15 protein-coding genes are annotated in these 13,183 nt (G+C 50.4%); 4 read left to right on the top strand and 11 right to left on the bottom strand.

Features of this window, described 5'->3' with window-relative positions:
- Nucleotides 1–59: 59 nt before the first annotated feature.
- Nucleotides 60–554, top strand: coding sequence for a peptidylprolyl isomerase (locus ACQYWX_RS10090; protein WP_279502111.1), 495 nt, complete (start codon nucleotides 60–62; stop codon nucleotides 552–554).
- A 3-nt stretch (nucleotides 555–557) separates the two neighbouring features.
- Nucleotides 558–1,292, top strand: coding sequence for a UDP-2,3-diacylglucosamine diphosphatase (locus ACQYWX_RS10085; RefSeq protein WP_431688670.1), 735 nt, complete (start codon nucleotides 558–560; stop codon nucleotides 1,290–1,292).
- Between the two features lie 27 nt (nucleotides 1,293–1,319).
- On the opposite strand, the gene ACQYWX_RS10080 is transcribed toward ACQYWX_RS10085, so the two are convergent.
- Complete coding sequence (locus tag ACQYWX_RS10080; RefSeq protein ID WP_279502114.1) at nucleotides 1,320–1,928, bottom strand: tRNA-(ms[2]io[6]A)-hydroxylase; 609 nt, start codon at nucleotides 1,926–1,928, stop codon at nucleotides 1,320–1,322.
- 338 nt (nucleotides 1,929–2,266) lie between these two features.
- On the opposite strand from ACQYWX_RS10080, the gene acnB reads away from it, so the two are divergent.
- The gene (gene acnB, locus ACQYWX_RS10075; RefSeq protein ID WP_431688669.1) at nucleotides 2,267–4,837 is read left to right on the top strand and encodes a bifunctional aconitate hydratase 2/2-methylisocitrate dehydratase; all 2,571 of its coding nucleotides are present in this window, start codon (nucleotides 2,267–2,269) and stop codon (nucleotides 4,835–4,837) included.
- A 56-nt stretch (nucleotides 4,838–4,893) separates the two neighbouring features.
- On the opposite strand, the gene tmk is transcribed toward acnB, so the two are convergent.
- From tmk to ACQYWX_RS10030, 9 genes are all read right to left on the bottom strand, one after another.
- Nucleotides 4,894–5,526 carry a dTMP kinase gene (tmk, locus tag ACQYWX_RS10070; RefSeq protein ID WP_431688668.1) on the bottom strand — a complete coding sequence of 211 codons (633 nt, stop codon included), beginning with the start codon at nucleotides 5,524–5,526 and terminating at the stop codon, nucleotides 4,894–4,896.
- Between the two features lie 71 nt (nucleotides 5,527–5,597).
- Nucleotides 5,598–6,677 (bottom strand): endolytic transglycosylase MltG, encoded by a 1,080-nt coding sequence (gene mltG / locus ACQYWX_RS10065; RefSeq protein WP_431688667.1) that lies wholly within the window; start codon nucleotides 6,675–6,677, stop codon nucleotides 5,598–5,600.
- Nucleotides 6,628–7,452: an aminodeoxychorismate lyase gene (pabC, locus tag ACQYWX_RS10060; RefSeq protein WP_431688666.1), complete on the bottom strand. Its 825-nt coding sequence runs from the start codon at nucleotides 7,450–7,452 to the stop codon at nucleotides 6,628–6,630. The genes mltG and pabC overlap by 50 nt, the downstream gene beginning before the upstream one ends.
- Nucleotides 7,453–7,550: 98 nt before the next feature.
- Nucleotides 7,551–7,784, bottom strand: a complete 234-nt coding sequence (gene acpP, locus ACQYWX_RS10055; protein ID WP_011396045.1) for an acyl carrier protein — start codon at nucleotides 7,782–7,784, stop codon at nucleotides 7,551–7,553.
- A 113-nt stretch (nucleotides 7,785–7,897) separates the two neighbouring features.
- Nucleotides 7,898–8,629: a 3-oxoacyl-ACP reductase FabG gene (gene fabG / locus ACQYWX_RS10050; protein ID WP_431688665.1), complete on the bottom strand. Its 732-nt coding sequence runs from the start codon at nucleotides 8,627–8,629 to the stop codon at nucleotides 7,898–7,900.
- Nucleotides 8,630–8,642: 13 nt separating this feature from the next.
- Nucleotides 8,643–9,560: an ACP S-malonyltransferase gene (fabD, locus tag ACQYWX_RS10045; RefSeq protein ID WP_431688664.1), complete on the bottom strand. Its 918-nt coding sequence runs from the start codon at nucleotides 9,558–9,560 to the stop codon at nucleotides 8,643–8,645.
- Nucleotides 9,561–9,632: 72 nt separating this feature from the next.
- A complete protein-coding gene (gene plsX, locus ACQYWX_RS10040) occupies nucleotides 9,633–10,640 on the bottom strand; it encodes a phosphate acyltransferase PlsX (protein WP_279502125.1) in 1,008 nt (335 codons plus the stop codon).
- Nucleotides 10,641–10,651: 11 nt separating this feature from the next.
- Nucleotides 10,652–10,831: a 50S ribosomal protein L32 gene (rpmF, locus tag ACQYWX_RS10035; protein WP_011396041.1), complete on the bottom strand. Its 180-nt coding sequence runs from the start codon at nucleotides 10,829–10,831 to the stop codon at nucleotides 10,652–10,654.
- Nucleotides 10,832–10,878: 47 nt separating this feature from the next.
- Complete coding sequence (locus ACQYWX_RS10030) at nucleotides 10,879–11,400, bottom strand: YceD family protein (protein ID WP_431688663.1); 522 nt, start codon at nucleotides 11,398–11,400, stop codon at nucleotides 10,879–10,881.
- 126 nt (nucleotides 11,401–11,526) lie between these two features.
- On the opposite strand from ACQYWX_RS10030, the gene ACQYWX_RS10025 reads away from it, so the two are divergent.
- The gene (locus ACQYWX_RS10025) at nucleotides 11,527–12,123 is read left to right on the top strand and encodes a Maf family protein (RefSeq protein WP_431688662.1); all 597 of its coding nucleotides are present in this window, start codon (nucleotides 11,527–11,529) and stop codon (nucleotides 12,121–12,123) included.
- A 56-nt stretch (nucleotides 12,124–12,179) separates the two neighbouring features.
- Here the strand turns inward: ACQYWX_RS10025 and sppA are convergent, their stop codons facing one another.
- Nucleotides 12,180–13,169 (bottom strand): signal peptide peptidase SppA, encoded by a 990-nt coding sequence (gene sppA, locus ACQYWX_RS10020; RefSeq protein ID WP_431688661.1) that lies wholly within the window; start codon nucleotides 13,167–13,169, stop codon nucleotides 12,180–12,182.
- Nucleotides 13,170–13,183 lie beyond the last annotated feature (14 nt).

Below are 13,183 nucleotides of genomic sequence, written 5' to 3'. Positions count from 1 at the left end.
TCGCTGCTTTTTGGCTAAAATGACATTTTAACCGTTCAAAAGCCTTAAAAGGTAACTACATGATTCTTTTGCAGACAAACTTCGGTGACATCAAAATCGAGCTCGACCACGAAAACGCCCCTATTACAGCGAAAAACTTCGAGCAATATGTCCGCGACGGCTTTTATGACGGCACCATCTTTCACCGCGTCATCTCCAACTTCATGATTCAGGGCGGCGGCTTTGAGCCAGGCCTTACTCCCAAGCAGGCCCGGGAGCCAATCAAGAACGAAGCAAACAACGGCCTTAGCAATATGACAGGCGCTGTCGCCATGGCCCGCACTATGGACCCTCACTCAGCAAGCGCTCAATTTTTTATTAACGTCGCAGATAACGGATTCCTGGACTTCACATCGGAAACCACTGAAGGCTGGGGTTACGCAGTATTCGGCAAAGTCGTTGAGGGCATGGACATCGTCAATCAAATCAAATCCGTCGCCACCACTTATAAAGGCGCGCACCAAGACGTTCCAGCCGAAGATGTGATTATCACTTCCGCCACCATCGTCGAATAAATCATGCCAACGCTGTTTATTTCCGATCTACATCTGGAAGTGGAAAAACCGGAACTCACCCGGTTTTTCTTTAATTTTCTGGACAAAATAGCTCCGAATGCAGACGCTCTGTATATACTCGGAGACTTCTTCGAGGTCTGGGTAGGCGATGACGAGCAGACCGCTCTGCAAGTAGAGGTGGCGCAACGGCTTCACAGACTGGCGGAAGCCGGAACTTGCATCTATCTCATGCATGGCAATCGCGACTTCCTCATTGGCGACACCTATGCCAAGCAATGTGGCGCTACCCTGCTGGAAGAGCCTCATTCCCTTGATCTGTATGGAGTCCCGTCATTACTTATGCATGGCGACTCGCTTTGCACTTTGGACGCCGCCTACCAGAAGGCTCGCGCCACATTTCGCAACCCAGCCTTTCAGTCGCAGTTTCTTTCACGCCCCCTGGATCAACGCCAATTAACGGCTCGCCAAATGCGGCAGATCAGCATGGCGAAGAACCAAGGAAAAGCGGAAGAAATTATGGATGTCGCGCCGGACGAGGTAATAAGCGCCTTCAACACTTATAAAATTGAGCTGTTGATTCACGGTCACACACATCGTCCCGACACACATCGTTATAACCTACCCCAAGGGGAAGTAAAGCGCATTGTTCTGGGCGACTGGGGAGACGAAACCTGGTATGGCAGAGCGGACGCAGATGGCTTCCAATTGCTGAACCTGAAAGCCGAGGATATAGCCTGACGCAAGCAGCGTCAGGCTCTCAACACTTTAAACGGGAACACCGCTATGGAAGCGAAACTCCGAATCAGGCGAACGAATCAAATCCGCCTCCACCTCACGGACATACGCAATCCTGTCCGTTATATCGACAGGTGAACGCCCTTTGGCCAATTTCAGATAGTTTCTGTAATGCCGCCCTTCCGACTCAAGCAAGCCTCGATAAAAAGCAGCCAATTCTTCATCCAAATATGGAATTAATCGAGCGAATCGCTCACAGGAACGCGCTTCTATAAACGCCCCAATGATCAGCATATCCACCAGTCTGTGCGGCTCGCCTTTACGAACGCAATCGCGCAACGCGGAAGCATAACGAGACGCCGTCTGCTTGCGATCAGACACGTTTCGGCCCTGCATGATTTTCACTACCTGCTCATAGTGGCGCAGCTCTTCACGCGCAAGCTTCGACATCCGCGTCGACAACTCAATATCCTCAGGATATCTGAACATCAATTGCAATGCTGAAGAGGCCGCCTTCTTCTCACACTGCGCATGATCCACCAGCAATAACGGCAGCTCCGCTGCAGCTTTATGCAACCATGCCTCGGGCGTTTCACAGCCTAAAAAGCTAACGATATCTTCAGGAGCCGATACAGACATATCCACTAGAGTTTCCGCACTAAAAGTCAAAATTAATCATCAAAATGTGAGCCGGGCAGTATACCAGAAACTCTCATATCCACGCCCACCCGACTCACCAACAACACCATTTTCTATAAGCCGCTCACCCTCCTACATTCACGAAAGTTTATTACGACCAATGGCTACATTTTTCAAATTTATATCGACTATCAACAGGGCTGATAGGGCGTTTGCTTAACTTTGCACTATCATTGGCATAGAATATTGCGTCTTTATATATGGAGCGAAGTAACCTCTCGCCCAATCAAAAACACCGCCCCATAAGGGCGGATACAGGAAATGATGAGGGTTCTACCGTGCTAGAAGCATATCGTAAACACGTTGAAGAACGAGCCGAACTAGGCGTCCCACCCAAGCCGCTTAATGCAGAGCAAATGGCAGGGTTGGTGGAGCTACTGAAAGCCCCCCCAGCCGGTGAGGAAGAAACGCTAGTAGACTTGTTGGAAAATCGCGTGCCCCCCGGCGTAGATGAAGCGGCATACGTTAAAGCCGGCTTCCTCACCGCCATCGTTAAAGGCGAAGCCCAATCCCCCCTGATCTCCAAGGAAAAAGCCGTTCAATTATTAGGCATGATGCAGGGCGGCTATAACATCTCCACGCTGGTTGAACTGCTGGATGACGCTTCTCTTGGACAACTTGTCGCAGAACAACTGAAATCTACGCTCCTGGTTTTCGATACTTTCCACGACATCAAAGAAAAAGCGGACGCAGGCAACGCCAACGCAAAAGCAGTCATGGACTCCTGGGCCAACGCAGAATGGTTCCTGCAAAAGCCCGAAGTGCCCAAGAGCATTGTCGCCACTGTTTTCAAAGTAACAGGCGAAACCAACACCGACGACCTTTCTCCTGCGCCTGACGCATGGTCGCGCCCGGACATCCCTCTGCATGCTAAAGCGATGTACAAAATGCCTCGCGAAGGCATTACCAATGCCGAGCAGCAGATTGAAGAACTGAAAAAGAAAGGCCACGAAGTCGCTTTCGTCGGCGACGTAGTGGGCACAGGCTCCTCCAGAAAGTCCGCCACCAACTCCGTACTTTGGTACATTGGCCGCGACATGCCAGGCGTGCCCAACAAGCGCACTGGCGGCATCTGTATTGGCGGAAAAATCGCTCCTATCTTCTTCAACACCATGGAAGATGCCGGAGCCCTGCCTTTTGAATGCGACGTATCCCAAATGAACATGGGCGACGTCATCGAAATTCTGCCCTTCGAAGGCAAGGTCAAGAATCACGAAACCGGTGAAGTCATCGGCGAATTCGAACTGAAATCAGACGTTCTGCTGGACGAAGTTCGCGCAGGCGGACGTATTCCTCTGATTATCGGCCGCGGCCTGACCGACAAAGCTCGCGAAGCGATGGGCCTGGAGCCATCCAACGTATTCCGCCGCCCGCAAGCCGCCAACGATTCCGGCAAAGGCTTCACTCTGGCACAGAAGATGGTCGGCAAAGCCTGTGGCGTCGAAGGCGTACGCCCCGGTCAGTACTGCGAACCTCGCATGACAACAGTCGGCTCTCAGGACACCACAGGGCCAATGACTCGCGATGAGCTGAAAGACCTGGCGTGTCTGGGCTTCTCCGCAGACCTGGTTATGCAGTCATTCTGTCACACCGCCGCTTACCCCAAGCCGGTTGACGTAGAAATGCAACACTCTCTGCCAGACTTCATCATGAACCGCGGCGGCGTGGCGTTGCGTCCTGGCGACGGCATCATTCACAGCTGGCTGAACCGCATGCTGTTGCCAGACACTGTCGGCACCGGCGGCGACTCTCACACCCGCTTCCCCATGGGCATCTCTTTCCCTGCAGGTTCAGGTCTGGTCGCTTTCGCCGCAGCCACTGGCGTCATGCCTTTGGATATGCCTGAATCAGTACTGGTTCGCTTCAAGGGCAAAATGCAGTCCGGCATTACTCTGCGCGATCTGGTTCACGCCATCCCCTATTACGCGATTCAGCAAGGCCTGCTGACCGTTGAAAAGAAAGGGAAGAAAAACATCTTCTCTGGTCGCGTACTGGAAATCGAAGGCCTGGAAAGCCTGACTGTCGAGCAAGCGTTCGAGCTTTCCGACGCATCGGCGGAGCGTTCCGCTGCGGGCTGCACCATCACCCTGTCTGAAGATTCTGTCGCCGAATACCTGCGCTCCAACATTGTTATGTTGCGCTGGATGATCGCTGAAGGCTACGGAGACGTCCGCACCATCGAGCGCCGAGCCAAAGCCATGGAAGAATGGCTGGCCAACCCAAGCCTGATGCGCGCTGACTCCGACGCCGAATACGCAGCGGTTATCGAAATCGATATGGATGAAATCAAAGAGCCTATCGTTTGCTGCCCGAACGATCCAGACGACGCCAAGAAGCTGTCTGACGTAGCAGGCGATAAAGTTGATGAAGTCTTCATCGGCTCTTGCATGACCAATATTGGCCACTTCCGTGCTGCCGGCAAACTGCTGGAGCAAAACAAAGACGCGCTGAAAACCCGATTCTGGATGTCTCCGCCCACCAAAATGGATCAGGCGCAGCTGATGGAAGAAGGTTACTACAACATTTACGGACGCAATGGCGTGCGCACAGAAATGCCAGGCTGCTCACTCTGCATGGGCAACCAGGCTCGCGTAGCCCCCGGCGTAACCGTACTGTCTACATCCACTCGTAACTTCCCCAACCGTTTGGGCGACGGCGCTAATGTCTACCTGACTTCCGCAGAACTGGCGGCGGTCGGGGCAGTATTGGGCCGCCTCCCTTCCGTTGAAGAGTACATGGACTATGCGAAAAATATCGACAGCATGGCTGGCGACATTTACCGCTACCTGAACTTCGACAAGATGGATGCATACACCGAGAAAGCAGCTAACGCGAAAGCGGAAGCCTAAAACAAAACGCCCCGCAAATGCGGGGCGTTTTTTATCTTTATCTAAAGTCGACCATCCTAAAAGCTGCCCTTCAGCTTCTGCTTGATGCGCCTAGCTATTTCTTCCTGAACCTTGTCCAGCGACTGAGTGGCATCCACTCTCAATATCCGATCAGGGCTCTTTTCTTCCCTCTGCATATACCCTCGCTGGACACGACTATAAAATTCCAATTTTTCCTGCTCAAAACGATCTAACGCACCGCGCTTTTTCGCCCTATCCATACCCAAACCAGGATCAATAAATAGCAATAAAGTGAGATCGGGCTCAAAATTCCCAAGCACCAACTTTTCCAAGCTTTCTATCATAGCCCAGTCCAAACCCCGGCCAGCTCCCTGGTATGCATAGGTTGCATCTGTAAAGCGATCACTTAGCACACAAGCACCAGCATCCAAAGCCGGGCGAATTTTCTCTTCTAAATGCTGAACTCTTGCCGCAAACATCAACAACAACTCCGCAGTTGAAGAAACTTTTTCGTTACGCGGCCGCAACAACAGATCCCTGATCTCTTCCGCCATAGGAGTACCGCCAGGCTCACGAGTCACAACAACGCTACGACCTTCACCCTCCAGCAAGGATTTAATGAAATTGAGATTAGTAGTCTTACCAGCCCCCTCAATTCCTTCAACCGTAATAAACAAACCTTTATTCAATGCCGACACCATTAAACCTATATTTATGCACTCAATGTAACACGGCACACGCCAACACGCGACGATGGCTTTTACTGCGTTGAGCGATAATCTTCTCTGCGACGGAGCTGGTACTTCCTAACTGCTCTTACATGCGCTTCATGTGTTTTAGAAAATTCATGAGTACCGTCACCTCGCGCCACAAAATAAAGATCCCCCATCTTCTCGGGGTGCAACGCGGCATGAATGGAGGCGCGCCCAGGCATAGCAATCGGTGTTGGCGGCAACCCTTTTATGACATAGGTATTGTAAGCCGTTGCTTCGCGCAAATCCTTGCGACGCAGATTTCCTTCATATTTATCACCCATGCCGTAGATCACCGTGGGGTCTGTCTGTAGACGCATCCCTTTCTCCAGCCGCAAAGTAAACACCCCGGAGATACGCCCTCGCTCACTATCCACGCTAGTTTCTTTTTCGACGATCGAAGCCAGTATCAACGCTTCGTAGGGAGTCGCCGCCGCACTCCAGGCGCTCTTGCGAGACCATTCATCTTCCAGAATACGCACCATCCGACGATGAGCCGTAGTCAGCAGATCAACATCTCGGGTCCCTTTTTTATAAAAATAGGTATCAGGAAACAGAAGACCTTCCGCATGGGGATAGTTCATGCCCAGCAATTTGGCGAGCTGAGCCGGATCTTGCGTATCGATGGTTTTTTCCAGTTTTGGATGGTTTTCCAGCTCACGCAGCACATCCTTCAGATTCCAGCCTTCGATGATAGTGAGCGCATAATTCAGAGTATTCCCGGAAGTCAGCAAGGCGAACAGCTCAATGGTATTCTTGCCAGGCTCAAGCAAATACTCGCCAGCCACTAGCTGCTTGTCTTTTCGGCTAAGCCGGCCGTACCAATAAAACCATTCCGCGCTTTCCAACACGCCTTGCTCGGCCATCCTATCGGCGACTTTCCGCAAAGAATCACCGCGCTTGACTTCAATCGTGGTAGTGGCAGCCACCGGCAAGGGCTGCAATAACAAATAACGCCCGTAATAGTATGCGCCGACGACAACTGCTGATGAGATAAGAAATACAGCCAGAAAGGTCTTGAGAACAAACTTTCTCAAGCTAAAACGGGATTTTTTGGTGGACTTTTTCTTGGAGTTCTTTGATGACACAGTCGATATTCAGTAATTTACCATCTAATTGATTAACCGGAATAACTCCCATCACACTATTGACCAAAGCCATCCCCTTGATTTCTTTCAATTTTGCCTGAGCAATATCCGCCTCATCAATATGCAAACCCCACTCAGTAGCATTGTTAAGGATATATTGTCTCAGCACGCCCTTCACCCCCGATCGCGCTAATGTCGGTGTGAAGATTCTACCCTCATCCCAGAGAAAGATATTCGTCCGAGTCCCTTCAACTAAACGCCCAGAAGCATCGAACATCAATCCTTCGAACGCCCGCCCATCAAGTTCAATGGACGCAAGCACTTGCTCCAGGCGATTAAGGTGCTTAAGTCCCGCGTACGAGCCATATTCCACAGCCTGCGATTTTAGAGTCCGCACACTGCCGCCATACACTTGAATGGAATCGATATCCGGCGCAGCAAACAGACCCAACACCTCTAACGGTTGTTGCACCTCGGGCAGCGCATACCCTCTACCACCAGCTCCTCGGGTCACGATAATCTTCAATACACACTTGCAGCTCATATCTTTACTCTCCGCAAGCAGCTCATCCAATCGCGCCAGCAAAGAATCGCCGCTCACGTCATAGGGTATTCGCAATAGCTCACACCCCATCCGCAAACGCGCCAAGTGCTCATTCCATAAAACAGGGCGACCATCTACCACAAGAATAGTCTCAAAGAGACCATCCCCGTAGGCCAACCCTCGATCGGCGATCGATATATGATCCGCTTTTTCACCATTCAACAGATACATGCATCAACCCCAAAAAAATCACAAACCCCAAAAGCAAAAAACCGCCCGCAAGGTCTACCTGCGAGCGGTTCTTCGGCTTGGTCTGAGAAGGTTACTTCTTATTGATTAGCCAAGATGTAGTCGATAGCGTCTTGAACAGTTGTGATCTTCTCTGCTTCTTCGTCTGGGATTTCGGTCTCGAATTCTTCTTCAAGCGCCATTACCAGCTCTACAGTATCCAGAGAGTCAGCACCGAGATCTTCAACGAACTTGGAAGTCAGTTGAACGTCGCCTTCTTTAACTCCCAACTGCTCACAAACAATCTTCTTAACGCGCTCTTCGACAGTACTCATAATTTCCTCACTCTTATTTCATAACCAAGCACTTAATCGCGTGCTAGTCTAGTTGAACCCTATTTAATTAATCAAGCTAAAGTTCACGCACCGCATAGCGCGGCGGCGCAAACTTAACCCATATACATGCCGCCGTTTACATGGATGGTCTCACCGGTAATATAGCCGGCGGCGTCAGAAACCAAAAATGAAGCCACTTCAGCAATCTCAGATGGCTTGCCAAGGCGCTGCAAAGGAATAGCGCTCAGCAAGGCCTCTTTCTGGGCTTCGGGCAATTCGCTGGTCATATCTGTCTCGATAAAACCAGGCGCAATCGCATTAACCGTAATTCCTCTTGCGCCAATTTCTTTAGCAAGGGAGCGCGTAAACCCTTCAATCCCCGCTTTGGCGGCGGCATAGTTTACCTGCCCCGCATTCCCCATTGAGGCAACCACGGAGCTAATATTGATAATTCTACCCCAACGCGCCTTCATCATGCTTTTCACTACCAGCTTGCTCATGCGAAAGACTGAACTCAAGTTGGTCTGAACCACTTGATCCCAGTCCTCATCTTTCATACGCATGATCAAGGTATCCCGGGTAATGCCTGCATTATTAATCAACACAGCCGGAGCGCCAAATTCTTCTTCAATTGACTTGAGGCACTGAGCAATGGATTCATCTGAAGCCACGTCCAACACTTTTCCCGCCCCCTTACCGATAGCGCTCAAGCGCTCGGTAATCGCCGCCGCGCCGGTTTCAGAGGTGGCCGTACCAATTGTGATATAACCCACTTTCGCCAACGAGTCCGCAATGGCGCTGCCGATACCTCTGGAAGCACCAGTCACCAAGGCTACTTTATCCATTATGGGAGTCCTTCTATAACGCGTTCCAGACTTCTGCGTCTGATAGCGATTGAATGGAAGCGGCGCGATCAATTTTCTTAACCAGACCCGCCAAGACTTTGCCTGGACCGCACTCTACATAGCTGTCCACGCCTTCCTCACTCATATGTTGAACGCTCTGCGTCCACAAAACAGGAGAAAATAATTGTTTGATCAGATTGTCTTTGAGTTCGGCAAGATCATCGACAGACCTCGCCCCCACGTTCTGGACAACAGGTATAGACGGCTTGTTAAACGCCATAGAGCCGATATGCTCCGCCAATTGCTCCGCGGCCGGCCTCATCAGCGCACAATGGGAGGGCACACTTACAGCCAACTTCAATGCACGCTTCGCACCTTTCTCCTTGAGCGCCACAATAGCCCTTTCTACAGCAGACTCCGTTCCCGCTATAACCACTTGCCCTGGGCAGTTGAAATTCACAGCCTCAACGCACTCTCCGGCAGCCGCTTCGCGACAACCGTCAATCACGGCCTGGTCATCCAATCCCAAAATCGCAGCCATGGCCGTGGCCTGCCCTTCGACAGACTTCTGCATATGTTGGCCACGCAACTGAACCAGCTTCACGCCCTCTTGCAGCCCAATGACGCCAGCGGCGACCAAGGCGCTATATTCACCAAGACTGTGGCCCGCCATAAAAGCAACGGAAGGATTCACTTTCTGCTGATATAGCCGCCATAGGGCGACACTAGCAGTCAGAATAGCAGGTTGCGTAATTTCGGTTTTATTGAGTTGATCTTCGGGCCCGTTTTGAGTTAAAGACCAGAGGTCATAACCCAAGGCGTCGGACGCCTCCTGAAATGTTTCGGCAATTGATGGAAACGCCTGATTGAGATCAGATAACATCCCAATGCTTTGCGACCCTTGCCCTGGAAATAAGATAGCAGTGTTCATCGGCTTAGAATACTCAAATACAGTTAAACGGAGTAATTAGATCAAAGTTGTATTACAACTTGCATCAGAGCGTCATATAAGCTCGTCAAGGCGGGCGTTTATCATCTCGGGCACACCTTTCTGCGCCTCAAAAATAGCCTGCTCCAGCGCACTAAGGAACCCTATCTCTCGTGCATTGCCATGACTTTTAATCACAGTCGCCTGAAGCCCAATTAGACTTGCACCGTTATGACGAGAGGGGTCCACTAAGTCGCGAAGTTTGCGCAACATTGGCAACGCAGCATATCCAACCAAACGACTGTACCAATTACGATCAAACACGCTTTTGACCATACCGATTATCAGCTCCACCACCCCTTCGCCAGCTTTCAGAGCAACATTGCCGACAAAGCCGTCACACACCACCACATCAGCAATGGTTTTAAATATATCCCCGCCTTCTACGTAGCCAATGTAGTTAACCGACTCACACTCCGCCAGCATACGGGAAGCCAGCCGCACCTGCTCATTCCCCTTGATTTCCTCTTCTCCCACATTCAGAAGCGCCACCCTCGGCTCAGGCTTACCTTCCAGAGCCTCAACCAAAGCGGACCCCATAAGGGCAAACTGGTACAAATGCTCAGCCGTGCAATCAACGTTGGCGCCCAAATCCAACACATAACAGCGATTTTTAGGCGATGGAATGCGCTTCACAATGGCGGGACGATCCACCCCAGGATGCGTTTTCAGAATCGATCTGGCCAACAGCATCAAGGCCCCGGTATTGCCCGCACTCACACAGGCATGAGCAGCCTTTTGCCGTACCAATGATAGCGCCACAGCCATAGAAGACTGCTGCTTTTTCCTAAGCGCATGACTGGGACGGTCATCCATACGGACAACGTCAGGAGCATGAACAATCGATATACGGGGAGAGGTAGGCTGATTGCGAAGCAGGCTTCTTAGCTCAGCTTCATCGCCAACCAAAATCAAACTTACGAAGGGATTATTTTTGATGCATTTTAATGCAGCAGGAATCACGATGGAGGGACCGAAGTCCCCACTCATCGTATCGACCGCAACTGTTATATTGCGTTCCAAGACAGGGCTTCTTAGTCCTGAGAAACCTCAACCACTTTCTTGCCACGATAGAATCCGTCTGGAGTAACGTGGTGACGACGATGCTTCTCGCCAGTAGTCGGGTCGATAGACAACGCCGCTGAAGACAATGCATCATGTGAACGACGCATGCCGCGACGTGAACGGGATTTACGATTCTGTTGAACAGCCATTGCAATTCTCCTGAGCTAGCTCTTTCGCTAAAACTAATAAAACAGGTCTACTTTTTTAACAGGTCGCCCAGCACCGAGAAAGGATTATCAGCCTTTGTCTCGGACGCCTGCCCCTTAATTTCGTTTAACTCACCGCTACAGTGCTCATCTTCATGATAAGCGAACATGGGCAAACTCAGCAGCAGCTCGTCTTCAATTGCCTGGAGCAGGTTAACCTCGCTCCCTTCCATAAGGACTGGCTCATAGGAACGCGGTAACTGATCTAACTCAGATTCGGAACCTAAAAAGGCGAAGGTAGTTTCACCGTTAATTTTCAGCCCAACCTCACCCAAACATCGCTGACAGGTTAATCTCGCCAAAGTAGAATATGCGATATACGCCACTCTGGAGCCCTGCTCATCACGCTTAAAACGAGCCGACGCTTCAACCTGATCATTATCAGTTGCGCCACCCGCCAGTTGATCCGCATATCTGGGGAGTGCTTTAGCCAAAATAATCCCTTCAAGCGCGAGTTCTTTCTCACACATTTTGTAGGGATCTACCAATTCCGGAATACCAGGCTTTTTCATAAGCGCGCAATTCTAGTGATGCGCCCAAACAAAGTCAAAGAGATGATTGCAAAATCACGGAATTAAAGCGATAAAAGAGCCGCAAAACGATTATTCGCCCTGAATCACAAAGCTCACACTCCAAAAATGACGAATAAAAACACACCTCCTTCTATTATATTAGGCTCGACCTCTCCTTACCGGGCCGCACTGCTACAAAAACTAAACCTAAACTTCCAACAAGCCGCCCCATGCTTTGACGAAAGCACGACACCAAACAGCCACCCCAAAGATATAGCCATCAACTTCGCGAAAGAAAAAGCAGAAAGTCTCCGCAAACAGTTTCCAGACCACTTAATAATTGGCTCCGACCAAACAGCCGCACTTGACGGACAGTTACTCAGAAAGCCAGGCGACAAAACCAACGCCATCAAACAATTGACCGCCTGCTCCGGAAAATCAGTAACCTTTTATAGCGGGATAGCACTAACAAACACCAGACTCAACACCACAAGAACATGTGTTGACTGGCAAACCGTTTATTTCAGAGAGTTATCTAAAGAGGAAATCGAGCGCTACCTGGAGCTCGAAGAGCCTTACGACTGCGTTGGCAGCTTCAAAGTCGAAGGACTGGGGATTAGCTTATTTGAAAAAATAGAAGGAAAAGACCCCAACACACTCATTGGCCTCCCCCTAATCGACCTAATTACCCTACTCAAAAAAGAGGGGTTACGCATACCGTAACCCCTCTTTACATTGCAGCACTTACTCAAATTCAGGCAAAGCATCCGACCAAAACGTTACTGAAGCTGAGGCCCTGAATCCAACACTGCCTGAGCCACACCTTTGCCAACACTTACACCCAGCTTTCCGAGCAGTTCATCAAATGGGTTGCGCTTCGGCGTATAGTTAATAAGCTTCTCCGCTTTCACAACTTCTCTGGCAACATAACCAGAACTGCCCAGACCATCAATCAATCCCAAGCCCAAGGCTTGTTCGCCACTCCAAATCATTCCGGAATATAGCAACGGATTATCTTTATGGATGCGATCGCCCCGACCTTTCTCAACCTGCTCAATAAACTGCTTATGCGTTGTATTCAACACACCCTGCCACAGCTCACGCTCATCCTCTTTTACTGGCACAAATGGATCCAAAAAGGACTTGTGCTCACCTGCGGTGAAGATTCGGCGCTCGACACCCAACTTATCCATCGCATCAACAAACCCAAAGCCGGATGCGGTCACACCAATAGACCCCACAAGACTCGCCTTATCAGCATAAATTTCATCCGCCGCGGCCGCGATGTAATAAGCCCCGCTAGCGCCGATATCCATAATCACCGCATACACTTTCTTATCTGGATGCTCACTCTTCAGGCGCCCGATCTCATCGTACACATAACCTGCCTGCACCGGGCTCCCACCTGGACTATTGATACGCAGGATAACCGCTTTAGCCGTCTCTTCTTCGAATGCATCCCTTAACGCAGACACGATGGCGTCCGCATTAGCTTCTTCAGTGGCCGCAATAACACCATTCACTTCAATGACAGCAGTATGAGGCTCTGTACGCGCAGCAACGTTTTTACCTACTCCCGGACTGAGAGCAATCACAATGAAAAACAAGTACAAAAAAGTCAGCGACTTAAAAAAGATCCCCCAACGACGCGCCTTGCGCTGCTCATTGAGAGAACTCATCACCATTTTTTCAATAAGACGCCACTCTTTTTGATTTCCTGGTTGCCCAGCAGATTCCTGCATAGCTTTATCTTCAGAATTTTCAAACATATTCGTTTTTACAC

The sequence above is a fragment of the Hahella sp. NBU794 genome (assembly GCF_050749805.1).
Classification (GTDB): domain Bacteria; phylum Pseudomonadota; class Gammaproteobacteria; order Pseudomonadales; family Oleiphilaceae; genus Hahella.
Note: the sequence above shows the minus strand (reverse complement) of the source record. Positions and strands in the feature narration are given on the sequence as shown.

What these genes read in the sequence shown, in the direction of transcription:
- ACQYWX_RS10090 (WP_279502111.1), top strand. Translation starts at nt 60, where the DNA reads ATGATTCTTTTGCAGACAAACTTCGGTGACATCAAAATCGAGCTCGAC.
- ACQYWX_RS10085 (WP_431688670.1), top strand. Translation starts at nt 558, where the DNA reads ATGCCAACGCTGTTTATTTCCGATCTACATCTGGAAGTGGAAAAACCG.
- ACQYWX_RS10080 (WP_279502114.1), bottom strand. Translation starts at nt 1,928, where the DNA reads ATGTCTGTATCGGCTCCTGAAGATATCGTTAGCTTTTTAGGCTGTGAA.
- pabC (WP_431688666.1), bottom strand. Translation starts at nt 7,452, where the DNA reads ATGTATCTGTTGAATGGTGAAAAAGCGGATCATATATCGATCGCCGAT.
- acpP (WP_011396045.1), bottom strand. Translation starts at nt 7,784, where the DNA reads ATGAGTACTGTCGAAGAGCGCGTTAAGAAGATTGTTTGTGAGCAGTTG.
- fabG (WP_431688665.1), bottom strand. Translation starts at nt 8,629, where the DNA reads ATGGATAAAGTAGCCTTGGTGACTGGTGCTTCCAGAGGTATCGGCAGC.
- fabD (WP_431688664.1), bottom strand. Translation starts at nt 9,560, where the DNA reads ATGAACACTGCTATCTTATTTCCAGGGCAAGGGTCGCAAAGCATTGGG.
- rpmF (WP_011396041.1), bottom strand. Translation starts at nt 10,831, where the DNA reads ATGGCTGTTCAACAGAATCGTAAATCCCGTTCACGTCGCGGCATGCGT.
- ACQYWX_RS10030 (WP_431688663.1), bottom strand. Translation starts at nt 11,400, where the DNA reads ATGAAAAAGCCTGGTATTCCGGAATTGGTAGATCCCTACAAAATGTGT.
- ACQYWX_RS10025 (WP_431688662.1), top strand. Translation starts at nt 11,527, where the DNA reads ATGACGAATAAAAACACACCTCCTTCTATTATATTAGGCTCGACCTCT.
- sppA (WP_431688661.1), bottom strand. Translation starts at nt 13,169, where the DNA reads ATGTTTGAAAATTCTGAAGATAAAGCTATGCAGGAATCTGCTGGGCAA.